Below are 23,818 nucleotides of genomic sequence, written 5' to 3'. Positions count from 1 at the left end.
GGACTCTTGGTTCCAGGGCATGATCAGTTACCTCCTGATCATGCGTATTAGCCTGTAAACCATGTCCCCGGTTAGAAATGTAAACGATGTCCCCGGTTTGTACCGGGGCAAGCCCCCTCCCACAGTTGGTCTGTGGTGTTCTCAGAATCCGGATATCAGTCCGTGCCGTACTTCGGGTTGCGCGGGCCGTACAGGATCCCCGCGCGTTGGCCCGGCGACAGCAGGCGTGCACTGGTGATGCCGGCAATCGGGTGCGCCGCATCGGTGGAGCTGTTGATCACCTGCTTGACCGCCGCGGTGATCAGCATGCCCACCAGGCCGCCGCTGTTGTTGTTGCCTTCCTCGCTGGAGGCACGCGCCGAACCGGTCCACAGGGTGGTGCCGGTGCGCAGGTCCACCAGTTTGGCCGAGGCTGTCACGGCGGTGTCGCTGGAGATCAGCATGTACTTGGTGCCGTACTCGCTGACAGTGATGTACAGCGCCGCGTCCGCGCCGAAGATGTCATGCAGCTTGGCCGGTGGCACGCCCTGGATATCGTTGGCGGTGGTCAGGCCGTTCTGGCGGAAGGTTTCGTCCACCAGGGCAATCGGCAGCACGTAGTAGCCGGCTTCGGCCAGCGGGTAGGTCACTTGCGAGACCAGGCTGTACGAGGCCTGCACTTCCGGCGACTCGTTGATCGGCGGCAGTACCAGGATCGACTTGGGCCGCGCCTGTTTGTACGCGGTGTAGTCAATGGTCTTGGGCGCTGCGCAACCGCCGAGCAAAGCCAGGGCCAGCAGGGCGCCGGTGAGTTTTAGCAGGCTCATTTGGTGGCCACTCCGGTCTTGGCGTTTTTCAACAGGAAGTCCATGTACGAGGCAGACTCGGGGAACAGCGCCTTCTCGGTGCGGAACTCCTGCACCATCTGGTCATCCTTGCCCATGCTCAGGTACAGCATGCCCAGGTGCGCGTGGTAGCCCGGCGGCGCCTTGCGGCCGCTGGCGTTGATCTTTTGCAGATCACGCTCCAACGCCTCGACCTGCGCTTCCTTGGGCTCGCCCTTGAAGTACTCGTAAACCTGCGGCTGGTAGCTTTCCCATTGATACAGGGGCTGGGGCGCCGTGTGGCACCCGGCGACCGCCGCGATTGCTGTCAGCATCAGCGCCAACTTCACTGCCTTGCTCATCCGTGTACTGCTCCTTGAAGTGCGGTTGATCAGTTGCGCGGATTCCAGGCGCCGGCGTTGATGCCGTCGACCAGGCGGTTGATGGCTTCGCGCATGGCCAGGTCGAGGACCTTGCCATTGAGGGTGGAGTCGTAGCTGGCGGTACCGCCGAAGCCGACCACTTCACGGTTGGACAGCGCGTATTCACCGGCGCCCTGGGTGGAATACACCACTTCGGAGGTGCTGATGTTGACGATGTTCAGTGCGACCTTGGCGTAGGCCACCTGGGTTTTGCCACGGCCGAGGATGCCGAACAACTGGCGGTCGCCGGTCTCTTTGCGACCGAACTCGGTCACGTCGCCGGTCACCACGTAGTCAGCGCCCTTGAGCTTCTGCGCGGTGCCTTTGATCGCGGCTTCCTGGGAGATTTCACCCATGTTGTCGCGGTCCAGCACACTGAAGCGGTTGGTCTGCTGCAGGTGGGTAATCAGGATGGTCTTGGCCTGGCCACCGAGGCGGTCGACGCCGTCGGAGAAGATGCCGCGCATGTAGCTGGAGCGGTTGTCGAACTTGCCCACGGCGATGGGCACGCGCACGCCGGAATAGGCGACGTTGGCGCTGGCGACCTGTTCCACCGGCATGGCGCGGTTGCTCTCCGTGGCGCAACCGGCCACGGTCAACAGCGCTGCGGCGGTGAGGCCGGACAGCAGGATTTTGGACAGTGTGTTCACGGGGTGCTCCTAAATGGGGGGAATCGGGTATGGCAGCTGACGCTAGCGAGACGGAATATCGCGCAGGTCGTCGACGATGTAGTCGCTTAGCCCACTAGTGAAATACCGCTCGACACTGGAGTTACCGCTGTTGGTTACAACGCCGGCAAGGGTCCTCCATTGTTGCGGCTGGCCTCGCCAGTTGCTGGGCTCCAGGCTGGGGCGGTTCTGGGCGAAGTGCAGCACCTCGGCACCGGCTTTCTTGACCTTGACCTTGTAGCCAAAATCGATGCTTTGCAGGATGGTGCCGTCGTCAATCAACAGGTTCGAAAACCCACCATTGGAGTCGATGATATGGCGCACATAGACGACGTCGACATCCAGCAAATAATCGGCGCTGTCTTTACTGGTTGCGTAACGCTTGGCTTTGAGCAAGCGGTTTACCAGATCGACGCCGAGCTCCTGGCGAACTTTGTCATCCGACATGAAGTGCTTACTCTTGCCCTTCACGTCAACGTTGAAGGTGTCGAGCCAGTAAGTAGCAGTCTTCGGAATCGTGACCGGTGCCGGCGAGATGTAGTACTCCGGCTTGGAGGCGCAGCCCGCCAGTAGGCAGACGCAGAGGAATACGGCAAACGCGCGCATGTCTGAATTCATCCCTGAAAAGTATCGTGCTTTAAACAATCGCGGCATTTTACGGAGTTGAGAGCGCTTCTCAAGGTGTTTCGTCGGATGCCGTGCGGTGACGCACATTCCCTCAAGTTATGGGCGAGCAGGACGTCACGCTCAAATTCAACATGACCGCCCTCAAGGGCCATCGCGCGCTACTGACGCTGACGCACCTGGATGCACCTGGTACTGATCGTGGGCATCCCGTTCCAGGCAGACACGCGGGAAGTGGTCGAGGCGCTGACGCGCAGTACGCTGGATGAAGCGGTGCAGCGCAAGTTGCTGTAACCCCGCCCCTGTAGGAGCGAGCTTGCTCGCGAAAAACCGGAGAACACCGCAGGCATTCAACATGCCCGCGGTATCGTTGCCAGCCTCAGCTCACTTGATCAGGTCAGGTCGAGTGGTCTTGAGCATCGCTGCGCTCACCGCCCCCTGAACCGAACAGGTGATCATACCTTTGCTGGTCTTGGCCAGGTCACCGGGTGCGGGCTCGACCATCAAGATGCGTTCGGCCGTATCGGTGACCAGCTTGCCCGCGTTGTCATCGCCGCCTTCCGGCACCCAGGCTGATTGCTTGTGCGACCAGATCTGCGCACGCGCGTAGATACCGTTGGCTTTCTCCAACGCCGTACCCGGTACTTTACTCAGCTGTGCGTAAAGCGCGTCGGGCGCCTGCTCGGTGTAGAAACCCCAGTTGATGATGCGCGAACCCATCAGGTCCTGGTCTTCGGCGAAAAAGCCGGTCAAGGTCATACCGTCAAGCGTCAGCGGCGTGTCGAACATCCAGCGCTGGCCCATATCGGACTTTGTGCCGCCGCTGAGCGTGATCTTGCCGTTCTCCAGCTTATGGGCAACACGCTCCTTGAGCCCTGCCTGGCTTACCACCGCCAGGGAGTTCTGGTCGCAGGCGAGAAAACTTTGCAGGGCAGGCGCCGCGGCGAAGCTGCTGGTGCAGGTCGCCAGTGCAGTGAGTGAGATAAACAGACGATACAGTTTCATTGACAGCTTCCTTGGGTCCAAATAATGGGTGGGTGGGAGCAAGTTTGCTTCTGCAGTAACGGGATAAAACGGTTAACACGCATACAGGGCTTTGAGCATCATGCCGTTGGCATCAACTCACGGTGTTTTATTGGATGTGATCAATCGCAGGCTGAACGCCAACCCGTCCTGAGTTAAACCGGGCGGCCCGTCCAGGCCGCCCTGCTCAGGAATTGATGACAATCGTCCTGGCCAACATATCGCCCAAGCGACGACGCAGGCCGAACAGTACAAAAAGACCGTCCAGCACACTGAACACCATCTTCGGAACATTGCGCAGGAACGACTGGAACAGCGTGCAGTTCGTGGGGTACGGGTAACCCACCACGGCCGTGCGGCACACCCGCTTGCCCAGGCTCTGGCCATTGGGCAAGGCATCGCAAAACAAGTAGTACCCGAAGGCTGAAAACCACAGCACATAGTGGAGACCATCAAACAATGCCGGGCCTCCTGCCGAGCCCAGATAGAAATAGGCATAGTCCAGGTTTCTGTTCAAAAACAGCAGGAAAAATACCACCGCCATATCGATCAGATAGCCGAGCAACCGTCTGAACGGGCTGGCGATGTCCCAGGTTTGCGTAGCCGATACCGAATCGTTCATGACGTATTTATCCCCTACCGTTGTCATAAATATCCGCAAGGCTGCGAACGCTCGTCAGGTTGCCGGTCTGAACCACGATGGTCTTGGCGAACATATCGCCCAGGCGCGTTCTGGACTCCATGAATATCCACACCCAATCGATCACCACCAGCGCTCCGGAATTGCGGGTTAACGCCTGGGAAACCGTGCAGCTTTTGCGAGTTTTACGGTCGACGACGGCGATGCTCAACAAACGCTTACCCAGGCTCTGGCCGTTGGGCAACGCATCGGCCAGCAGGAAGTAGGCGAAGGCTGCAAAAAACGCCGAGAGAAAACCAGCCTTGGGCGTCACGGCCGGCACGTAGGCAGACAATGCACCGGCGCAGAATTTGACGATGAAAAAGATCAGGACTGCGATGGCGCAGTCGATAAGTCGCGCGGCCAGGCGCCGGCCGATGCTGGCCAGGATCGTCGGGCGTTTGGCGGTGTGGTTTGCGTCCATGCGGTATTGCTCCAGACTTATGGCGTTGGTGTGTGTTTCGGCTGGGCGCAAATCGGCTCCCAGCCTCTCAATGGTATTGCCGTGCTGCCCGCTGGCCGGGAGTACCTGCGCCAGCGATGCTCGAAAGGCTCATGGGAAAGTCGTCCCGATGCGCCCCCGCTCACTCGAGAACCAGATGCCGGTGACCTTGCCCACCACATCCTCAACCGCGACCTGGCCCATGAAGCGGCTGTCGTTGCTGTTGTAGCGGTTGTCACCCAGCAGGTACACGTGGCCCGGTTCGACTTTTACCGGCGCAAGCGTCAGTGACTCGGGGCTTTGGACCCGGTCCACCGGGGCGTGAAACAAGCCGAGGTTTTCGCCGTTGCGGATCAACTCGCCATTCACGATGGCCAACGTATCGCCGCCGATGCCCGCCACACGCTTGATTGCTTCGGTGCCATTCCAGCGGTACACCACGATATCGCCGACCTCGGGCGCACCGGCCTTGAGGTCGGACACAATGTAATCGCCGACCGACACCGTGGGTGCCATCGAGCCCGTCGGCACAAAGTACGTTTTAAAGCCCAGCAACGGCACCCGAAGCACGTCCAGCAGAACCAAGGTGATCACGATCAGCACGCCCACGTAGAGCGCATGGAACCGTTTACGCGGTATACCCTGCGGGCCGGTGTAGCGGCGTGCCAAAACAGCAGAGGTTATTGCCGAGGCCAGCTTCACCGTAATGACGAAGCCCAAGAGTACATACAGCCCGACCGGTGTTGCGATCAGCCCGCAAAGGCCCATCAGGATAACGCCGGCGTACAACAGTGCCGCGACACAGACGCCCCATTTGATGCGATCGACGTACACCAGGCCCCAGCCAGCCACCAGGCAGGACATGAGGAAGGCTTGGAGGGAGAGTTTTACGGGTTTCATTGATCGTCCTTGATAAGGTCAGCGCGGGCAGCGCACATACTACTGCCTGGCTCGTCAATCCACGCAACCTTTGGCGGCTATCAACTGGCTAAGCATGAGGTTTGAAAAGTCTTCAGATAAGACCTCTGCATCATTCAGCCCAGGATCAATTTCTACAACTGACCAATAGGGAGAATTCTCAGAACTTCCATCACGCACGTGTGTTTGGGGAAATAGTGGTCAGACCACCATTAATGTAACCGTGTTCTGCCCGGCAGGCTGTTGTGCCCATGCCGGCGCGCTGTAAGAAACATCTTCCGAGTCACGCCAAACTCCATTCGCAAAGCTCACTGGCCGCTGTGGGTAACAAACCAACAGCCCTTCGACGAACTGACAAAAGGACAAGTCAAGTCGCGTTATCCAACGCATATTGTCGATTTCCAAAAATCGCCAGTTGTCTCCGCTGTCAAAACCGAAAGCAGTCCCGACACTATCCCAGCCGAACAGCCACACCTCGCCCTTCGCGCCCGCTTCATAGGGCCCGTCTTTATAAATTCCATCATCACCGAAGTAGTCAGCCTTAGCAGAAAGCAGCATCGGTTGAATCGTCAAAAGCGGCAGCGCGCGGTCGTCCTCCTTGATTTCACCGTGCCCCCGTTCCTGTATAAAAGCAAAGTACTCGTCGGGAGCCGCCGGCCACTGCTGCCGCATCACACTTATTTCACCTGAAGAAACAGGCGTCAGCCGCTCTAATAGCGCACATCCCAGCGCATTAAAGACTTCTAATTTTTCGTACATGTTCACGGTAGCCTCGGGGGTTACTGCGGAAACGCTTTCAGCTACCCGCTTGAGTGCTCCTTATTGCTCCGCACGCCAATCGACATAACCTTTCACCTCAATCAGTTGATTAAGGATGAAGCTTGAGAAGTTATCGGCCAGCACCCTCACCTCATCGATCTCCGAATCAATCTCCACTATCGACCAATTATTGCCTGCATCAAAAGCATATAACACACCATCTGAAGTACCCGCAAAAACATACATCCGACTATAGGCATCCACCTCACATCCGGCGACTGAGGCGTATTTATCTGGACCATCTTCGATATAAAGCGCGCTGTCTAAATCGCCAAATCCAAAGACACCTAGAAACGCTAGATAGTCAGAGGGAACGCCGTCGCGGTCCGCCGCATCGACCCCACTCAATATAGCTTCACGATCAGTCAGGCGACTCCCGAAATCACCCTCATATAGTTCAGCGGAGGTGATATGGTTTATGAGATCACGAATTTCAAGTGTGTTTTCCATTATCATTTCCCAAATATTTTATCTGCAGGACCTTGAGCTCTGTGGATGCCGCCCTGATGTTCCAATCCGCGCAACGCAGGCGTAATGTTCCACCACTCAGATTTTCCACCAAACTTGTTTTCTATCACGTGATGGGCATCATAATATCGAAATTTTGTCTCCCCATTACTGGCGGTGTAGCTCTCTTTCGGCCAGCTTTGACCAGTATTTTTCTCCCATTCCTGACGCAAAACAGGTACTTTTTTCCTGAAGTCGGCCCGATTCAAATCAACAGCCTCTTTGGAAAGCCGAGAATAGGTATTTTCCCTCAGGTCAGCCTTCAACAGTTCCATTTGCTGCGGTGTAAATTGCCGCCCTGTTAAAGTCTGAATATCCGATAGGTAAGCTCTGGCATCTTTAGCTAACTGAGTACTCAGCAGGCCGGTTGCAGCCTCAGCCTTCTCAGCAGCAGTTGCGGCCCCCGTAACCGCGCCCTTGGGTACTGAAGTCAACCCGCCCTTGAGGCCGTATGCACTGGCAAATGCTACCGTAATGGCATGCATCCACATTACGTTATCATACTGTTCCTCGACTTCCGCCCGCGTCTTGTCCGAGCCTTTTGCCAAGTTGTTTATCGTGATATCGCGAAGAATGCTATCGGCGTCCAAACCCCGGAGAACGGCTTCCGCATTCGCCGCATCAACACGGTAAACATCTTTATAAAGTAAGTTGTACGCGACATTTTCCCCATATCCAGCGAGGGCTTTCTGAGCAGGGGCAATCAAGTTGCCGCACGCTGTACTGGATAAATTCCCGGCAGTGCACGCTCCCCGAATCGCTTCGTCTCGACTTTTATCGATAACGTCTATGTAGGCGAGTTCGTCCTGTTCATCTTCAGTGATGGTGCCCAGCATTTGCTTGCGTGAAAGCACAAACTTACGGGTCGCTTCCGGCACGCTGAGATAGTTATTCTCAACCGCATTCCTCCCAACCTGAGCCGCTGCCACCGCATCCAGTGCGCCCTTGCCGGACAACGATCCTGAAAGGCCACCCGCCAAAGTCGCGAGGCTGGAGATCGTCTGCTTTTGCGCCTGGGTCAGGTTCTCGTTACTGACATCGCCATACAGGTTCTCTTTGATCAGACGTGCGGTTTCCTCTGCCGCCACAGCACCGGCTGCACCAGCGAGTGCTGAGTTACCGCCAGCCTTGGCGAGCACAGCACCCAGTACCGCATGGGCCATCAGATTGGCTGTAGGGTCGCCCTTGGTCCTGTCCCTGATTGTTTCTGCCAGATATGGCGCCGCCGCCCCCGCCAACGCCCCACCTACGCTGCCACCCATCGCCGCTTGCACCACGGCAGTCACCGCCTGGCTGGCCTTCTGGAAGCTGCTGCCAACGCCATAATCCTGCTGGGCACGCTGGCTGATCTGAGCCTGTGTCGGATTGGCGATACCCTCATCAATCAACTTCAGGCGCGTGGCTTTGTTGACGTCACTGTTAGGGTCGTCAGCGGCCCTGATCCTGGCCGCAGCAATCGCGTCGCCAATGCCCTTGGTCAGCTCCATCGAGCTTTTGATCAGGTCCATGCGTTCCTGCATGGCCTTTTCATCAGGCTTGTCGAGACGCTGGTTGGCGTTGGCGGTGTCGCGGTTCAGGCCGACCAGGTCACCCGCGCCTTCAGGGTTGCGCACCACGATCGTGCCTTCGCTGACGGCACTGCGCGTGTAGCTGTGGTCCGAATCGTTCAGCGACATTCCATACAAGGCACCCGGCGTGAGGGTAGTCGCGCCGCCACTGTAGGAACCGGAGACGCTGACGCCGGCCGATTGGCTCTTGATCTCGCTCTTATTCTTGATGTCGCTGACAAGCAGTCGGTCGGTGAGCAGCAGGTTTTTGTCGGCCGTGGCTTCACTGGCAATCACCGCACCTTGCAGGGTGGTGTTTTTCGCCACATCGATGGTGTAGCCACCCTTACCGGCAAAGAAGCCGCTCTGGTCGGTCACCGCCTGGTAGTCGCTGTTCATCTTCGACGCCGCCAGGTTCGCGGACGCGGTTACTGGGGAGCCATAACAGATCGGTGGAATGCAGATGCTCGCGCCGAAGCCCGCACTGTTCTGCTTGCTCTTGGACGTTTCGGTGTCTTGGCGCGACAGGATGTTGAGGTTGCCGCCGATGTTGGCATCGATACGGTCAGCGCGTACCTGCGCGCCGATCAGGCTGGTGTCCTGGCCGCTGCGCAGCACCAGCGAGCCGGTGTCCAGAGTGGTGCTGACCTGGGTAACCGAGCCACCCGAGCCAAGGTTCTTGGCGGTTTGTGCACCGAGGTCGATGGTGAAACCGTTTTGCTCGCCTATGTTGAAGCTGGCACCGATAGCGGTCCTGTTGCGTGAACCGTCGTTTTTGCGGTCGGTGGTGTTCTGTGCGCTTTGCATCAGGATGTTGTTTTTCGCGGACAGCAACGTGCTGTCGGCTTTCAACGTACTGCCGGTAATCGTCAAGTCACCCACAGTGCCCGGCGCATCGCCCGCGGCGATGATCGACAGTTTGCCCCCGGCGTTGAGGTTGCTCTGGTGAGCGGTCTGCGCCGTGTATTCGCTGCTGCTTTTGGTACGGGTGTTGGCCAGTTCGGTACCGATCTTGATCAGCGACCCGTTGCCGGCAGAGCCACCGGTCTTGTCCTTGAAGCCGGTACTTTGTTTAGCGAGATCGCCCGCCTGGTTATTCAGGTTGTACATCGACAGCGCCGCCTGGGCGATCTTCACGGCCTTGAGGCGCGGATCGTCGGAGCTGCGCGCCGCCTCGGCTGCGTCGCGGATGCTGTTGGCGGTGTCGACCACGGTGCCCGCAATCACTCGCCCAACCGCCAAGCTTCTTGAGCTGTCCTTACTGGTCTGACTGGCAGTCTCCATCCCTGAAGTAACGGTGACATTCGCCCCACCCAACTCCATGTTCTTGGTGCTCACCAGATCACTGGCCACCACCTTCAACTCACGCCCTGCCGTCAGCGACACATTGCCCGCACTCGATCCAATAGTGCTGCCGGTCAAGGTCATTTCATTGGCCGTGCCGTTGTGCTTCGAGCTGTTTATGTACAGCTTCTGGTTGCCGGTCATGTCATCCAGACCGAGCTTGTTGCCGGTCAGCACGCCGGTGAGGTCGCGATTTTTTTCCTTGTGCATGTCGGTGCGGGCGAAGGTGTTTTGCGCCGCGTCGATGGTCAGGTCGCGGCCGGCCTGGACGGCGAGGTCGCCGGTGCTGACCAGGGACGAGCCGGTGACCGTGGCATCGCGCTTGGCGGCGACCGTGACGGTTTCGCCGGAGACCATGCTGCCCATGGCGGTGGTGCGTTTTTCGTCGACTTTGTCCTGGACTTTGCTCGACTTCAGGCCGCCCCAACTGCTTTTGCTTTCCTTGCGTTCGTGGCGGGCGCTGTCGGCGTTGCTGACGGCGAGGATGTTCACGTCCTGGCCGGCGACCAGTTGGGTGGCGCCTTTTTCGGCAGTGACGGCACTGCCGGCCAGCAGCAGGTCTGCACCGGCGACGACGGTGCTGTTCGTCCCCGCGCTGACCAGGCTGCCGACGTTGTTCACCACGTCGGTTTCATCCAGGCGGAATTTCTTGCCCTGGGAGGTTTTCTTGGTCTTGCTGTAGAAGCTGTAGTCCTGGTCTTGCGCGGCTTTGAGCTCGAGGTTTTTACCCGAGACCAGGTAAGCCTCGTTGCCGGCATTGACCTGGCTGGCGACCAGTTGCAGGTTCTGCCCGGCGCTCAGGGTGGCGTCGCCGCCGGCCTTGATCACGCTGGACACTTGCTGCACGTGGTCTTCGATGCTCTTGACCTTTTTCGTGTTGGTCGTGGAGTGCTGCTCGTTGGCCGCCGCAATGGCGTTGAGGTCGCGGGTGGCAATCAGGTTGACGTCGCGTTTGGCATTGACCTGGCTGGCCACGGCGCTGATGTCGCGCCCGCCAATCACATGCAGGTCGCGGCCGGCCTCGACCACCGAGCCTTGCTGGGCGATGGTGGTGAAGCTGGAGCGGTTGCCGATGGCGCCGCTGTCGAGGCTTTTCGAGGCGGTGATGTTGACGTCGCCCACGGCTTTGACCGTGGTGTCGGCACCGCTCTTGAGCACGCCGCCGACGTTGTTGATGTTGCCGCCAGCCTGCATGGCCAGATCGTTGGCCGATTCGATGCGCGCGGCGCTGTCGACGAAGTCGCTGCGTTCGGTGCGGTAGCTGCTGGCGCTTTCGTGGGTGGTGACGCTGCGTTCGTTGAGCAGGTCGGCGCCGGCGGCGAGGTTGACGTTGCCCGCGCTGATCACACCGCCTGCGCGGTTGGTCAGGTTGTTGCCGCTGAGCAGGTCGAGGCGACCACCGGCTTCCATCAACCCACTGTTGGTGAGGTTGCTGCCGACGTTCGCCAGCAGGTTGCCGGTGGCGCGCAAGGTGCCGGCGTTGTTGAGGTGGCTGCCGGTGATCAGGTTGACGTCGGTGCCGGAAATCAATGCACCGTTGGGTGCCAGGCGGTTATTGGCCTGGGCCAGGTACAGCACCGGCACCAGCACTTGTTGCCCGGCGACGGTGGCGTTTTCCAGCCACACGATGTCGTGGGTCAGGGCGGCGACTTGTTCGGCGGTGAGGCTTATGCCCACCGACAGGTTAAGCGCGGTTTTGCTGCCGATGGCGTTGTCCATCAGGTGCTTGAACAGGTCGGCGTCGCTGGTCTGGCCATCGATGAAGCGCTGGCCGGTGCGGGCGAGCACGGCTTGCTGGATCAGGCGTTGCTCATAGAAGCCGTCGCCCAGGCGACGTTGCGCAGTGTCGGGGTCGTAGCCGAGCTTGGTCAGCATGTAGTCCGAGCTCATGAACTGGCGCATGTCGGTGAGCAGCGGGTTGGTTTCGATCAGGTACTTATGCGGGCTGGCCGCGAACTGGCTGGTGGGCAGCCCGGTTGCGCCATCGCGGTCGTTGAGGTGGAACAGGCCGTTCTGGCCGGTGGGCAGGTCGAAGCCGGGCAGGCCCAGCGGGTTGACCTGTTGCTGGGCTACGTCCGGTGGCAGTTGCGCGTTGAGGCTGACCAGGGTCGAGTAGCCCGGCGCCTTGGTGTTGGCGCCGCTGCCGACGTAGGTGTAGCCACCTTGCACGACGCTGTTGTCGATGCCGGCCTGGGCCTTCACGTCTACGCTGCCGCCGGCCTGGATGACGGCGGCGTAGCTCTGGTCGGGCACCATCAGTTGGGTGGTTTTGCGCAAGTCGGTCTTTTCGCTCTCCATTTTGCCAATGAACGACGCCAGGCCGGCTTCGACGCCGGTCATGTCCTGGCCTGCCGAATAGCGTTGAGTGAAGGCCGCGGCTTCACGGTACCAGCCTCCGGGCTTGCGCTCGCGGGCTGAGGTAAAGACGCGGTCATACTGGGTATCGTGGGTCACGACGCCGACGTTAGTGAGTTGGTTGACGATGGCCGTGAGGTTGCCGCCGGCGGCGATGCTACTGCTGCTGTTGAGCAGCTCGCCGCCGGTGAGCAGCATGTTGCCGCCCGAGGTAATGCTGGACGCTGCCGTGGCATCGCTGACGATGAAGTGATCACGCTGGGTAATCTGGAACGGCCGGTTCTGCTTGCCGCCTTCGCAGTCGCCACCGGTCACTCCGTCGATACAGGCGATGGGCGTGATGGAGGCGCTGTAGATGCCGGACTCGGTGGTGAGCACAGTACGGATGTTCTGGAGCGTGCTGGCCGCCAGGATCAGGTTGCGCTCACTCTCGATCGTCCCCGAGCTGTTGATGATGCTGGTGGCCAGGCCGCCCTGGCCGTCGCGGTCGACACGCAGGTTGCCCATGGCGTAGATCGCGGCGCCGAGGTTTTTCAGGCGGTCGACCTTGAGGTTCATGTCGCCGCCGCTGAAGATCAGGCCGTGGTCGTTGAGCAGGTTGTCCACCGAAAGATCCAGGCTGCCCTGGCTGGCGACGCTGCCGCCCACGGTCCAGTCCTTGCCGCTGCCGACCAGGGCGCGGGTGCCGAGCAGTTTGCCGGTGGCGGTCTGTTGCAGGTTATCGACGTTGACGGTCAGGCGCCCGGCCTGGATCGCGGTGCTGTTGGTCCAGTTGGCTTTATCGAGGATCAGGTCGCCATTGGTCACCAGGCTGCCGCCGACATCGTCGAGGCTGATGCCGCTGAGGTCGAGTGCACCCGTGCCCACGTGCAATACCTTGCCGCCGGTGTTCTGGAAGCGGGTGGCGGCGAGGCTCAATTGGTCGTTGGCGGTCTCGAGGCTACCGCTGTTGTTGAGCAGGCCGCCGATGGCGTAGCGGGTCTTGCCGGTGGTGCCGAGGGCGCGCATCTGGCCGCTGTTGGTGAGGCTGGCAGTGTCGACGTCGAGGGCGGTGGCGCTCTCGATCAGGCCACGGTTAACCAGGGCCCCGGTCAGGCTGACGTCGATCCGGTTGCCGGCGATCTCGCCGCCGCTATCCACATTCATACCGGTCAGGTGCACGCGATCCCGAGCAAACAGCGCGCCGCTGCCGTTGTTGAAATCCGTGGCGTCGATCTGCGCATCACCGGCTTTGGCGGCGATGCGGCCACCGTCGTTGTCGAGGGTGCCGGCGGTGAGGGTCACGCCGGACTTTTCACTGTGGATCAGGCCGTTGCCGCCGTTTTGCAGCAGGCCGCTGGTGGTCAGGGTCAGGCCATCGTTGGCGGCCAGGGTACCGTTGTTGCGGTTGTCGATGCTGTTGGCGAACAGGGTCAGCAAACCTTGGCTGGCGAGCTTGCCTCCCTGGTTGTCAACGTGGGCGGCGCGCTGGATCAGCAACGGGCCGGCACTCGCCAGCTTGCCGTTGCGATTGATCAGGTCGCCGATCAGGTCCAGGGTGATTGCGCCGCCACCGGTGAGGCTGCCGGCGCTGTTGTCCAGGGTATCGCCGTGCAGGGTGAAGGCACCGGTGCTGTCGATGATGCCGCCCTGGCTGTTGTCCAGCAGGCCGCTGACGGTGAGGGTCTGCGTGCCGTCGCTGAGCAGGCGACCGTTGTTGCGGTTGTCGACGCTGGCGGCGGTGACGTTCAGTACCTGCCTGGCGTTCATGGTACCGCCCTGGTTGTCCAGGGTATTGGCGGTGGCGCCGAGCTCGCGATTGGCGATCACCGTGCCGGTATTGCTGATGTGCCGGGCCTCGAGCTTGACGTCGCCGACGGTGTTGCGCGTGTTATCGGCGTTGACCCCGGCCTCGACGATGCCGCTGTTGGTCAGTTGGCCGTTGCTGGTCAGTGTGATGCTGTCGCGGGCGGCGAGGGTCTTGCTGTTTTTCAGGGTGCCCTTGGTCTGTGCCTTGAGGGTGGTGCCCGCGTACACGGCGCCCTTGGTCTCCAGGCTCGCGGCCTTGATGTCCACCGCACCGCTGGCGGCGGCCTGGGCCATGCTCAGGTGGCCGTTGGCGTCGAGCTGAATATCGCCACCACTGGCAGCGAGCGTGCCGTCGAGCTTCACGCCCACGCCGGCTTCGGTGCCCACCAGTTTGATCGCACCGGCATACATGCCGCCCAGGGCCGACGAGTCGATGGCCAGTTCCGGCTTGGTGCTGCCGTCGTCGGCGCGCGCGGTGGTTTTCAGGCTTTGGGCGTCGACGTCATTGCGTCCGGCAATCACGGTGAGCTGGCGCGCATTGATCTTGGCGTTGATCTTGGCCGAACGGGTAATGATCTCGAAGCGGTCGACGTTGCTGGCGTTCAAGCCCTGGCCGTCGATGGTCACCGCACCGCCGTCCACCTGGTAGCGGTCCAGGCGCCCGGCCTGGTCAAGAATCGGCTTGCCGGTGGTCAGGGTGACGTTGGGGGTATTGATAAAGCCGCAACCGTTACAGCTCACCCCATACGGGTTGGCCACGATGACCTTGGCGGACTGCCCCGCCACTTCGGTGTAGCCGCGCAACTGGCTGGGGCTGCCGCCGTTGACTTCGTTGAGGATGACATTCGCAGCGCCGCCCTTGAGGTTCGGGTTGCCGACGATGATCCCGCCCAGCTGCGTGCTCTGCACCATGCCCGTGGCGTTGTTGAGGATCACGCCGTTGGGACCGACGTTATAGTCCTTGAACTGGTTATGGGACAGCCCGCTGCCATTGGGCGTGGCGATGTTCACCACCGGCACGCCGTTGCCCGCCTGCCCGAGGGTAGTGCCGGGGCCGCTGACCACAATGCCCTCGGCCTGGGCCAGCAGCGGCTGCCAGAACAGCGCGTTGGCCAGGATCAGGGCCAGGCCGCGTTGGCTCAGGCTTTTCAGGGCAGTAACAGGGCGAACGTCCATATTCAAAATCTCAAGGCAGCGGTGTTGAATTACAGGAAGAAATCCAGGCGGAAATAGATCGGCGCTTCGCGCTCGGTCACGACGCCAGGCCTTTCCAGCGAATGGGCGAACGTCACGCTGGTGCTGACGTGCTTGCCGCGGGCAAACAGCTCCAGGGAGTTACTCGACACCCGGCCGTGCTGGTCATCGTTGTAGCGATCGTTGCGAATCACGCCCTGGTCGTAGCCGACACTGGCGCCGTACTCGGCGAAGGCCGGGCGCATCCAGTCGAGGGTCACCGGGCGCGCCCAACGCACTTCGTTGCGCCAGTAGCCGCCGCTGTCGCCGTTCAACTGCTGGTCCTTGAAACCCCGCACCGAGTACGAGCCGCCAAGACTCATGCGTTGCGGCGCGTACAGCACGTCTTCACTGCGCTGCCCGGTGGCCAGGCTGGAAAAACTCAATGACTCGCCCCACAGCGTGAACGGCTGCAGGTAGCTCAGGGTGGCGGTGTATTTGCGGTAGCGCGGCGTGGGCGTGAGGTTGCCGCGGATACGGGTCTGCTCATCCTTTTGCGCATCGAAGGCACCGATACCGTTTTGCATGCCCACATCAAGGTTGACGAACGCGCTGCCAATACGGCGCCCGTGGCTGATACCCACCTGGAATTCGCTGAGGCGGTTGCTGCTGACGCCCAGGCGTGTGTCGTTGATGTAGTTGTTGGTGCGCAAATGAGTGAGGCCGACATTGACCGACGTCTTGCTCACGTCATCGCGATGCACCACACGCTCGGCGCGCAGCTGGTGATTCTGGCTGTCGCCCCATTGCTTGTATTTGAAGTCATCGACGCTGCCCGGCGTGCGGTAATCGCTCTCACTGTAGGTGTAACTGAAGTTCCACCAGCCCCACGGCACGTTGTAGTAGAGCATGCTGTTTTTCGAGGTTTTCTGGTGGTCGCTGATGGCGTCGTGGCCGCCGCGCAGGATCAGTTGGTCGGCCAGGCCCAACGGGCTGTCCCATTCCAGGCCCGCGCCCCACTGCTGTTCGCCGGTGCTTTTCTGGCCATCGTTGTTGCGCGACAGGCTGGCGCGCCAGGGTTTTTGCGGCTGGTTTTTGACCAGCACTTCACTGCCGCCGATCTGGGTGCCGGGGGTCAGTTCCATTTGCGCCTGTTTGGACGGCAGGCGGCTCAGTTGATCCACCAGTTGCTCGACCTCACGCAGGTTGAGGGCCTCGCCGACCTTGCCGGGAAACGCCATGGCCAGCTCGCGGTCGGTGACCGTGCTGCCCTGGGCGCCCTTCAGGCCTTCGAGTTTGCCTTCGACCACCAGCACTTGCAGGTGGCCGCTGGAAAGGTCCTGTTGCGGCAGGTAGGCCCGGCTGGTGACGCGGCCCTTGGCAATGTAGTAATCGGTGATGACCTTGAGCAGTTCATTGAGCTGCGTAACGCCCAGGCATTGGCCGATATAGGGTTTGAGCAGGCGGTTACGGTCGGCAGCGGAAAGGCTGTCGGCGCCCTTGAGTTCGATGTCCTGGATGGGGAAGCAGCGGGTGTCAGCAGGCTGTGCCGGGGCCTGTGGCTGATTGCTCTTGCCGGGCAGGTCCTGGAGCTCTTCCAGGCGCCGACGCTGCTCTTCGAGAAGCCGGTTCTGGCGGTCGCGGATAAGGTCCTGATCCCCCGGCGTAGGGGCGGCCAAGGCACTGTTGCCGCTCAAATAAGCAAGCAGCAAAGTGCATAGCAAGTACCGAGTCCGTGGCAATAAAAAAGACATGTTCGGTCCGTCGAAAATCAGGGGCCGCGAAACTAACATCGAACTAGCAGTAACCCAAGAAACAGAGTCAGTTGCATGCCCGTGCTAGCTATTCACGCAACACATTGATTAATAACAATAAAAAATCATCAAAAAGATACACGACCTGAAACTGGAAATATTATTCCGACAGGCGGCAGCTGTTCTGATAGCGATTCGTCGGAGAACTTATAAGTTGCCATTACTTGGCCATCAAGTTCTTTCCGAGATAAGTTAGTACCGAAAAAAGCAGATAAGTTCGCGGGAGTTTTGTGAATTGGATCCCAATAATCGGGATCGGCAGGGTAAGAGTCCCGATAGGGAGGTGTCAGCCAAGCATTCATTAGCTGATCGACCGCAATCGGGGGCAAGCCCCCTCCCACATTGGATTGTGGTTTACACCACTAGCTGGCGTCTTTGTTCTGAGACGCGCCAGGCACGAGGGTCAAGCCTGGTTTTTCCACGTCGCGGGAGACGTGGGCTTTGACTTCCGACACGCCGCCGTCTTCGTCGTTGTGGATCACCAGTACGCCCGGGCGGCGCAGTTGCTCCAGGTCGCCCTCGGCGAGGCTGAAGCTCTCGCTCAGGTTCTTGTCGGTGAGAGCCTTGGCTTCGGCGCGGCGCTGGGCGAACTTGCGCCCCTTGCGTTGCTGGTAGCGTGCCCAGGTGACCAGGATCACGGCGTTGAACAGTGCGATCCACAGGTAGATCTGCAAGGTATTGAGCGCCGCGAAAATCGGCGCCTCGATACGCGGGCCGCCGTGGGTTTCAAGCATCGAAGTGATCCCGCGCGCCAGCAGCCAGACCAGTCCGGCCCAGGCCATCAAGGTCAGGATCACGTCGATGATCCACATCACGGTACTTTGGCGAGTTCTGACCAGTTTCATGCTCACGCCTCCTCTTCAACAGGTTTGATACCGCGATCCGGGCTGACCCAGCGCGCGCGCTTCTGGTGCTGGTTGAACAGCACCTTGGGGAAACTGACCAGGGTGGTGAACAGGCTGACCAGCCAGAACACCATCGGGTACCACACGGTCCAGAACAGGGTTTTCCACAGGTCTTTCTCGTAGCGGCGGTCGATCAGGATGCTCACCGCGAATTGCACCAGGCACACCATCGCCAGCACCAGGCCGGTAAAGGCCGGCGGGACCAGGGAGTCCACCGTGATTGCCGGCGGCAGCACGATGAATTTGCCCAGGCCCCAGAAAATCACCGAGAGCAGGAAGGTGAAGGCCCAACCGGTGGACAGGCAGTATTCGAACAGCAGCGGCCACAGGTAGCGATGGCGCCATTGCCAGATGCCACGGATATTCTTGAACAGCACTTCGGCACCGCCCTGGGCCCAGCGCAGGCGCTGTTTCCACAGGCCACCGACGGTTTCGGGCATCAGGATCCAGCACAGCGCGCGCGGCTCGTAGAAGATGCTCCAGTGATCGAGCTGCAGCTTCCAACTGACATCGATGTCCTCGGTGATCATGTCGGTGCTCCAGTAGTCGATGCGGTCTAGCGCCTTTTTACGGAACGCCACCACCACACCCGACACCGTGAAGATCCGCCCGAACACGCGCTGGGTGCGCTTGATCAAGCCGATGATCGAGGAGAACTCGCCCACCTGCACGCGGCCGATCAAGGTCGAGCGTGTGCGGATGCGTGGGTTGCCGGTCACGGCGCCCAGGCGCGGGTTGTCGAGCATCGGCGCGACCATATAGGCCGCCGCGTTTTTATCCAGCAGCGCATCGCCGTCGATGCACACCAGGTATTCGCTGCGCGAGGCCACGGCGCCCATGCGCAAGGCCACGGCCTTGCCCTGGTTCTGCGCCAGGTGCAACACGCGCAGGCGCGGATGCTCCAGTGCCAGGGCATCGAGGACGGCGGCGGTGTTGTCCTTGGAGCCGTCGTTGACCGCGATCACTTCGATGTTCGGGTACAGCTGGCCCAGCGCCGCATGAATGGTGTCGGCGGCGTTATCGCCCTCGTTGTAGCAAGGGATGATGATCGAGATCAGCGGGTTGCCGGCCAGGGTCGGTGCCGGAGTGTCTTCCTCCCAGGGCCAGTGGCGCTCCCAATGCAGCCAGAAGTACAAGCCACCGGCGATCCACAGCGCCGACATGAACAGCGGGTAGAAAAACACGAAGTCCATCAGGAACTGCCCGGTGACCAGGAAGATCAGGCCCAGGGGCACGCCTAATACCAGTGCCAGCACGAATAACGCCAGGATTCTGTCGAACATGGTCAAGGATTCCATTGGTTGGAAAGGGCCGGACGCACAGTCTTCAGGTCCGGGGAATTTTCCAGGAAGTTGTCCGGGTAGTAGCCAAAACTCGTGACACCCTGGCGCTTGAGCACACCCATCCATTCAGCCATCTGCACAGCGTCGATATCCGGCGCGGCCTTGGTGCGCCAGTCTTTGGCCTGCAGTTCGAATACGGTGCGTTCCATCGCGCCGGGACGCGCCTTGACCGTCGCCACCAGCTTCTCCAGCCAGGCATTGGAGGTCTTGTACTCCTGCCCTTCCATCAGCGGCATGGCCATCGGCGCGGTCCAGTCATAGGTCTGGAGGAAATCATCGAGGTTCTGGGCGAACCAGGCCTCGCTCGCCGGGTTGAGCATCGGCTCGGCGAAGATATTGCGCGCGGTCTGCACCTGCGGCCCACCGATGGCGTGGACCTTGGCGGTCAGCTCTTTGGTGAAGTCGATCAGGTAGCGGCTCTTGAAGCGCGTCCAGCGTTGCATCACGGCAGGGTCGGCGCGCAGGGCCTGGATGCTGCCCGGCAGGCCGTTGGCGGCATAGGCCTTGAGCGCGGCAGGGCTGGCGTCTTCGAAGTCCGAGAGCACTGCGTCGTCGTGGTACAGCACGCCGTCGATGGCATTGTTACGCGCCAGGTCTTCATAGATCTCGCCAATGATCCTGCGCACCTGCGGGTCGAACGGCGACAGGCGTTTGTATTGGTCAGGGTCGGTGCCGACCTGGCCGGTTTCCGGGTCCCAACGCGTCACGCGGGGCAGCTTGGGATCGAGGGCAAAACTCAACACCGGCATCCACGCATACACGGCGGCATGGGCACGGGTGTGCAACTGCCAGGAAACGCGGTTGAACAGGTCGGCGCGCACCGGCAAGTGACGGTTGGGGAAGTACAGTTCGTGCACCAGGCCATCACCCTTGGGGTCGGCGAAGGCTTGCAGGAACACCGTACCGGCGCCCATGTCCACCACGCGCTGCACCAGTTGGTCGAGGTTGCGCGCCTGCTGGGCCGGGTCCGGGTCGTAGACGTTGTCCAGGTCCACATGCAGCACCCGCAGCGGTGCCGGGGTTTGCACGGCGACGATGCTGTTGGCGAAATGCTCGCCGTCCGGGTCGGAGGCCACCAGGAAGCGGGGGCTGTTCATCAGGTCACTGGAGCTGTCGAGGCCGTCTTCCAGGGTCAGGGCCATCTGGTAGCCCTGCTCGCTGACGATCGCCAGCGAGGTGCCCTTGGCGGCGCCGTACGGCCACACCCATACCCGTGGTTTCTTACCGGTCACGGTTTGGATCTTGTTGGAGATCGCCGAGACATCCGCCCGCATCCGCGCCTGGAACTGGGCCTGGCTTTCATAGCGGCCCGTGGCCGGGTCATAGCGCAGCGAGGTCGCCGCCGGCTCGAGGTTGCCCTGGGGGTTGGCGAGGATCCCGGTGTGGCTGGCATCGGTGTGTGCGGCGATTTCCACGAGGCCGGACTGAGACACTTCGCGGATCTGCTGCCAGGTGAGGAACTCGCCGCGCGGCCGTGGCGAGCCGGCGAAGTCCACCGGTTTGTTCATCGGCGTGTCGATCCAGTAGCCCACCGGCGCCAGCAAGGCCGGCCAGCGATAGGCACGCAGGATCGGCATCACGCGGGTATAGAAGCTCGAATAGCCGTCATCGAAGCTGAGCATGATGGCTTTGGGCGGCAACGCGGGGCCGCCACGGCGGGCAGCCAGGATCTGGTCAACGCTGACCGCCTGGTAGCCGTTCTCCCGCAGCCAGGCCAACTGTTCGATCAATCGCTCGGTGCGTACCGCCACCACGGCCTGGTCGGGGTCACGGTCCGACACGTCATGGTAGGCAATGCCCAGGAAATGGTTTTTCGGCCACGCCGTTTCGTTGGCCGGTGTCGGCCGCTCGGCGGGTGGAGTGAAAGGCGCGGGTTGCTGGGCGCAGGCACTGGCCAGCAATACGCCCAGAACCAACAAGCAACGGCTGAGGAAGGTCATGGTCAGGCTCTTTTAGAAACGGTAAGTGAGGTCGACGAGCAGACGCAGATCGCGTTCGCGATCCCCGTCATAAGGTCGGCTGATCAGGCTCAGGTTGGCGCCGGCGTCCAGCACGTCATTCCAGCGAAAGCGTTGGCCGTAGCCCACCAGACCGATGCCACCGGTGGAATAATCCCGCTGGCTATAGGTACCCGCACCGACCTGGAACTGCTGACTCCACTGGGTCTCGTAGCGGTGATAGAGCACATGGTTGATGTTGAGGACGGGCAGCACGGTGAAATCCGACTTCGGGTTGAAGTACACCGTGTCTTCCTTGCTGTTGCGGCTGGCGCCGACTTCCAGGCCCAGGTCCACTTGCACCTTCGGCGAGCTGTAGAGGCCTTCGCGGCCGCTGAGCAAGGCTTCGAAGCGGTCGTTGCCATCGCTGAAATGGGAGGGGCTGAGGGTCAGTTTCCATTCGCGGCTTTCGTTGGCGCGCCAGCGGATAAAGCCGCTGCCACCGTTGGCCGTGACACCGTCATTCAAGGCCCGCAGCGGCGTGGTGCTCAGGAGGTAGCCCAGGCTGCCGCCGTATTGCCAGTTGTCGTTGATGTCACGGGCAATCGACACCGCGGCGCCTTGTTTGGCGCCATCGCCGTAGGAGTGGTTGGACACCTCGGCTTCAATGGTCATGTCGCGGGTACGCCGCTCCACGCCCACGACCTGCCAGCGATGCTGGCCCGTGCCTTCGCTGAAATCGGCCTTGGCGTACCCGGCGCCGGCGAATACACGCCAGTCTTCGTCGATGGGCGGCGTGTAGATCCGACTCTCAATGCCCCAGTCGCGGCTACCCGCGACGGCGCCCGCGTCACTGTCATTGCCGCCGCCAAAGCTTTTGCCGGTATACGCCTCGACACGCAGTTCGGCCATGTCATGCACGTCGCGCAGGCGGCTCAGGCGCTGCACCTGGCGATTGTCCGGGTTGCGGGCGAGCACATCGTCGGTGAGCACGTCGAGCTGGCGCCACTCCTGCAGGTCCATGGCGGTGTAGGCCTGGCTCACTTCCAGGCCCATATCCCGTGGGGCCTGGGCTTCGGTTTCCTTCAGGATGCCTTCGGCACGCCGTGGCAGGTCGCGGGCGCGGTACATGTCAGCCTGGGCCAGGCGCAGGCCGACGTTGCCCGGGGCTTTCGCCACCAGCGCTTCGAGGCCGGCTTCGCTGCCCGGCAGGTCGCCGCCGTAGACGCCGGCCTGGGCCGACAGTTGCTGGGCGTCCATCCACGCGTCGTTGGGGTTGCCGATGGGCAAGCCCTTGAGCTCGACCCGCGGGTTCTGGCTGTTGGCGAGGCCCTTGGCGACCTCGTTGGCGTCCTCCGCTTTATCGCTTTCCTGCAAGGCGTAGAACAGCGCAGTGGTGTCTTCGACCCGATCATCGGGCTCGGCGTCGGTGGCGCTCAGGGCCTGGCGATACAGCGGCTCGGCTTTTTCCGGCTGGCGCTGGTCCAGGTAGGCCGCGGCCACCCAACGCACGGCGTAGGTCGGCAGTTGCACGCCTTCGGCCTTAAGCGTCTCGTATTCGCGGATCACCTCGGCGGTACGCGCCCGAGCCTTGAGTGCACCGAGACGGTCGATGCGCCAGCGCACCACATCGTCATGGGCGCTGGCGTCCGGGGTCCAACGGGCGAGCAGTTTGTCGTAATCCGCCAGGGCGCGGTCGGCAATCACGTAGCGTTCTTTTTCGCTGCGTGTGGCGAACTCGGCCATGCGCACACGCTCGGCAGCGAGATCGCCTTCCAGGCGGCGCTGGGTCACCGGGTCCAGCAGGCCAGGACGCTGGGCCGACAGGCGCAACGCGGCTTCCGGCAGGCGGGCCTTTTGCAGGGCGACGATGTATTCGCGGGCGACGTCAGGCTTGTCGCCGGCGCGGATAAACGCCTGGTCGAACTCGAACAGCGCGTCGTAGTTCAAGCCGGCGCGGGTCAGTGCATAACCCAGGGCCATGCGGCGGTTGGGGTCATCGGGCTTGGCGGCGACCAATGCGCGGGTACGTTGTACCGCTTCGTCCGCCTTGCCGCCGTCGGCCTGGGTCAGGGCCAGGCCCAGTTGCAGGTCGACGTTATTCGGTTCACGCAGCAACGCCTGGCGATAGACCGCCTCGGCCTGGGCCCATTGCTTCTGGTTGCGATAGGTCCGCGCGACAGTGGCGAGCGCCTGGGTGCTGAGGTTGCGATGTTTACCCTGGGCCTCGTACACCTTCAGCACTTCGGCGTCCTGGCCGGCCCAACCGGCGATCACCACATGATCGCTGACCTGGCCTGGCGTCTGGCGCTCGGCGGACAGTTGGCGCAATTGAGTCAGGGCGGGGGTGAAGTTGCCGTTGCGCGCCTGAATGATCAGCGCGTCATAGGCCGGATCGGCCATGGCGAAGGCGGGGATCAGTAATTGGCTGCATAAGGCGGCCCCGACGAGCAGTCGCAACCGGCCTGATGCACTGAGTGGTAGGTTTCGCAACATATCGTGAGCTTCCTTACACACGGAAAGCTGTAACGATAGGTGGTCCTGAGCGAATTGCCGCAGGGTGCCGGCGTCCAATGACCCGGCCTAGCTTTCCTGTGTGAACTATCTCTCAGGAAAGTAGGAAAAAGACCAATCCGGAACAATTGTTCAGAATTGCGCGGCCCGCCTGAAATGTGAATGCGGGAGCGGACTTGCCTGCGATAACGGG

Annotated in this window: 16 protein-coding genes; all 16 read right to left on the bottom strand. The window is 61.3% G+C overall.

Annotation, left to right across the window (positions count from 1 at the left end; translation table 11 throughout):
• Nucleotides 1-155 precede the first annotated feature (155 nt).
• Entirely contained in the window at nt 156-806 is a 651-nt protein-coding gene (locus J1N02_RS14360; RefSeq protein ID WP_027608085.1) for a DUF799 domain-containing protein, read from the bottom strand.
• The gene (locus J1N02_RS14355; protein WP_027608086.1) at nt 803-1,165 is read right to left on the bottom strand and encodes a DUF4810 domain-containing protein; all 363 of its coding nucleotides are present in this window, start codon (nt 1,163-1,165) and stop codon (nt 803-805) included. The genes J1N02_RS14360 and J1N02_RS14355 overlap by 4 nt, the downstream gene beginning before the upstream one ends.
• A 29-nt stretch (nt 1,166-1,194) precedes the next feature.
• Nucleotides 1,195-1,875, bottom strand: a complete 681-nt coding sequence (locus tag J1N02_RS14350; protein WP_027608087.1) for a CsgG/HfaB family protein — start codon at nt 1,873-1,875, stop codon at nt 1,195-1,197.
• Nucleotides 1,876-1,917: 42 nt separating this feature from the next.
• The gene (locus J1N02_RS14345; protein ID WP_027608088.1) at nt 1,918-2,499 is read right to left on the bottom strand and encodes a hypothetical protein; all 582 of its coding nucleotides are present in this window, start codon (nt 2,497-2,499) and stop codon (nt 1,918-1,920) included.
• Nucleotides 2,500-2,901: 402 nt separating this feature from the next.
• Nucleotides 2,902-3,522, bottom strand: a complete 621-nt coding sequence (locus J1N02_RS14340; protein ID WP_027608091.1) for a hypothetical protein — start codon at nt 3,520-3,522, stop codon at nt 2,902-2,904.
• 205 nt (nt 3,523-3,727) lie between these two features.
• The gene (locus tag J1N02_RS14335; protein ID WP_027608092.1) at nt 3,728-4,162 is read right to left on the bottom strand and encodes an RDD family protein; all 435 of its coding nucleotides are present in this window, start codon (nt 4,160-4,162) and stop codon (nt 3,728-3,730) included.
• Nucleotides 4,163-4,169: 7 nt separating this feature from the next.
• Complete coding sequence (locus tag J1N02_RS14330; RefSeq protein ID WP_051429414.1) at nt 4,170-4,643, bottom strand: RDD family protein; 474 nt, start codon at nt 4,641-4,643, stop codon at nt 4,170-4,172.
• Between the two features lie 129 nt (nt 4,644-4,772).
• Nucleotides 4,773-5,561, bottom strand: a complete 789-nt coding sequence (lepB, locus tag J1N02_RS14325; RefSeq protein ID WP_027608093.1) for a signal peptidase I — start codon at nt 5,559-5,561, stop codon at nt 4,773-4,775.
• A 219-nt stretch (nt 5,562-5,780) separates the two neighbouring features.
• Nucleotides 5,781-6,344, bottom strand: a complete 564-nt coding sequence (locus tag J1N02_RS14320) for a hypothetical protein (protein WP_139202131.1) — start codon at nt 6,342-6,344, stop codon at nt 5,781-5,783.
• A 54-nt stretch (nt 6,345-6,398) separates the two neighbouring features.
• Nucleotides 6,399-6,848, bottom strand: a complete 450-nt coding sequence (locus J1N02_RS14315) for an SMI1/KNR4 family protein (RefSeq protein ID WP_027608095.1) — start codon at nt 6,846-6,848, stop codon at nt 6,399-6,401.
• Nucleotides 6,849-6,850: 2 nt separating this feature from the next.
• Nucleotides 6,851-15,115: a hemagglutinin repeat-containing protein gene (locus tag J1N02_RS14310; RefSeq protein ID WP_421147431.1), complete on the bottom strand. Its 8,265-nt coding sequence runs from the start codon at nt 15,113-15,115 to the stop codon at nt 6,851-6,853.
• Nucleotides 15,116-15,144: 29 nt separating this feature from the next.
• The gene (locus J1N02_RS14305) at nt 15,145-16,866 is read right to left on the bottom strand and encodes a ShlB/FhaC/HecB family hemolysin secretion/activation protein (protein ID WP_074848304.1); all 1,722 of its coding nucleotides are present in this window, start codon (nt 16,864-16,866) and stop codon (nt 15,145-15,147) included.
• A gap of 422 nt (nt 16,867-17,288) precedes the next feature.
• Entirely contained in the window at nt 17,289-17,771 is a 483-nt protein-coding gene (pgaD, locus tag J1N02_RS14300) for a poly-beta-1,6-N-acetyl-D-glucosamine biosynthesis protein PgaD (RefSeq protein WP_108574897.1), read from the bottom strand.
• Nucleotides 17,772-17,773: 2 nt separating this feature from the next.
• A complete protein-coding gene (gene pgaC, locus J1N02_RS14295) occupies nt 17,774-19,114 on the bottom strand; it encodes a poly-beta-1,6-N-acetyl-D-glucosamine synthase (protein WP_027608081.1) in 1,341 nt (446 codons plus the stop codon).
• A gap of 2 nt (nt 19,115-19,116) precedes the next feature.
• On the bottom strand, nt 19,117-21,114 hold the full coding sequence (pgaB, locus tag J1N02_RS14290; protein ID WP_092358621.1) for a poly-beta-1,6-N-acetyl-D-glucosamine N-deacetylase PgaB: 1,998 nt from the start codon (nt 21,112-21,114) through the stop codon (nt 19,117-19,119).
• 12 nt (nt 21,115-21,126) lie between these two features.
• Nucleotides 21,127-23,607: a poly-beta-1,6 N-acetyl-D-glucosamine export porin PgaA gene (pgaA, locus tag J1N02_RS14285; RefSeq protein ID WP_027608079.1), complete on the bottom strand. Its 2,481-nt coding sequence runs from the start codon at nt 23,605-23,607 to the stop codon at nt 21,127-21,129.
• Nucleotides 23,608-23,818 lie beyond the last annotated feature (211 nt).

This window comes from Pseudomonas sp. NFX5, from assembly GCF_049132125.1.
GTDB classification, from domain to species: domain Bacteria; phylum Pseudomonadota; class Gammaproteobacteria; order Pseudomonadales; family Pseudomonadaceae; genus Aquipseudomonas; species Aquipseudomonas marginalis.
The sequence above is the reverse complement of the archived record's forward strand: the minus strand, read 5'-3'. Positions and strand labels throughout refer to the sequence as shown.

What these genes read in the sequence shown, in the direction of transcription:
- J1N02_RS14330 (WP_051429414.1), bottom strand. Translation starts at nt 4,643, where the DNA reads ATGGACGCAAACCACACCGCCAAACGCCCGACGATCCTGGCCAGCATC.
- J1N02_RS14310 (WP_421147431.1), bottom strand. Translation starts at nt 15,115, where the DNA reads ATGGACGTTCGCCCTGTTACTGCCCTGAAAAGCCTGAGCCAACGCGGC.
- J1N02_RS14355 (WP_027608086.1), bottom strand. Translation starts at nt 1,165, where the DNA reads ATGAGCAAGGCAGTGAAGTTGGCGCTGATGCTGACAGCAATCGCGGCG.
- pgaD (WP_108574897.1), bottom strand. Translation starts at nt 17,771, where the DNA reads ATGAAACTGGTCAGAACTCGCCAAAGTACCGTGATGTGGATCATCGAC.
- J1N02_RS14345 (WP_027608088.1), bottom strand. Translation starts at nt 2,499, where the DNA reads ATGCGCGCGTTTGCCGTATTCCTCTGCGTCTGCCTACTGGCGGGCTGC.
- J1N02_RS14340 (WP_027608091.1), bottom strand. Translation starts at nt 3,522, where the DNA reads ATGAAACTGTATCGTCTGTTTATCTCACTCACTGCACTGGCGACCTGC.
- lepB (WP_027608093.1), bottom strand. Translation starts at nt 5,561, where the DNA reads ATGAAACCCGTAAAACTCTCCCTCCAAGCCTTCCTCATGTCCTGCCTG.
- J1N02_RS14315 (WP_027608095.1), bottom strand. Translation starts at nt 6,848, where the DNA reads ATGGAAAACACACTTGAAATTCGTGATCTCATAAACCATATCACCTCC.
- pgaA (WP_027608079.1), bottom strand. Translation starts at nt 23,607, where the DNA reads ATGTTGCGAAACCTACCACTCAGTGCATCAGGCCGGTTGCGACTGCTC.
- pgaB (WP_092358621.1), bottom strand. Translation starts at nt 21,114, where the DNA reads ATGACCTTCCTCAGCCGTTGCTTGTTGGTTCTGGGCGTATTGCTGGCC.
- pgaC (WP_027608081.1), bottom strand. Translation starts at nt 19,114, where the DNA reads ATGTTCGACAGAATCCTGGCGTTATTCGTGCTGGCACTGGTATTAGGC.
- J1N02_RS14335 (WP_027608092.1), bottom strand. Translation starts at nt 4,162, where the DNA reads ATGAACGATTCGGTATCGGCTACGCAAACCTGGGACATCGCCAGCCCG.
- J1N02_RS14360 (WP_027608085.1), bottom strand. Translation starts at nt 806, where the DNA reads ATGAGCCTGCTAAAACTCACCGGCGCCCTGCTGGCCCTGGCTTTGCTC.
- J1N02_RS14305 (WP_074848304.1), bottom strand. Translation starts at nt 16,866, where the DNA reads ATGTCTTTTTTATTGCCACGGACTCGGTACTTGCTATGCACTTTGCTG.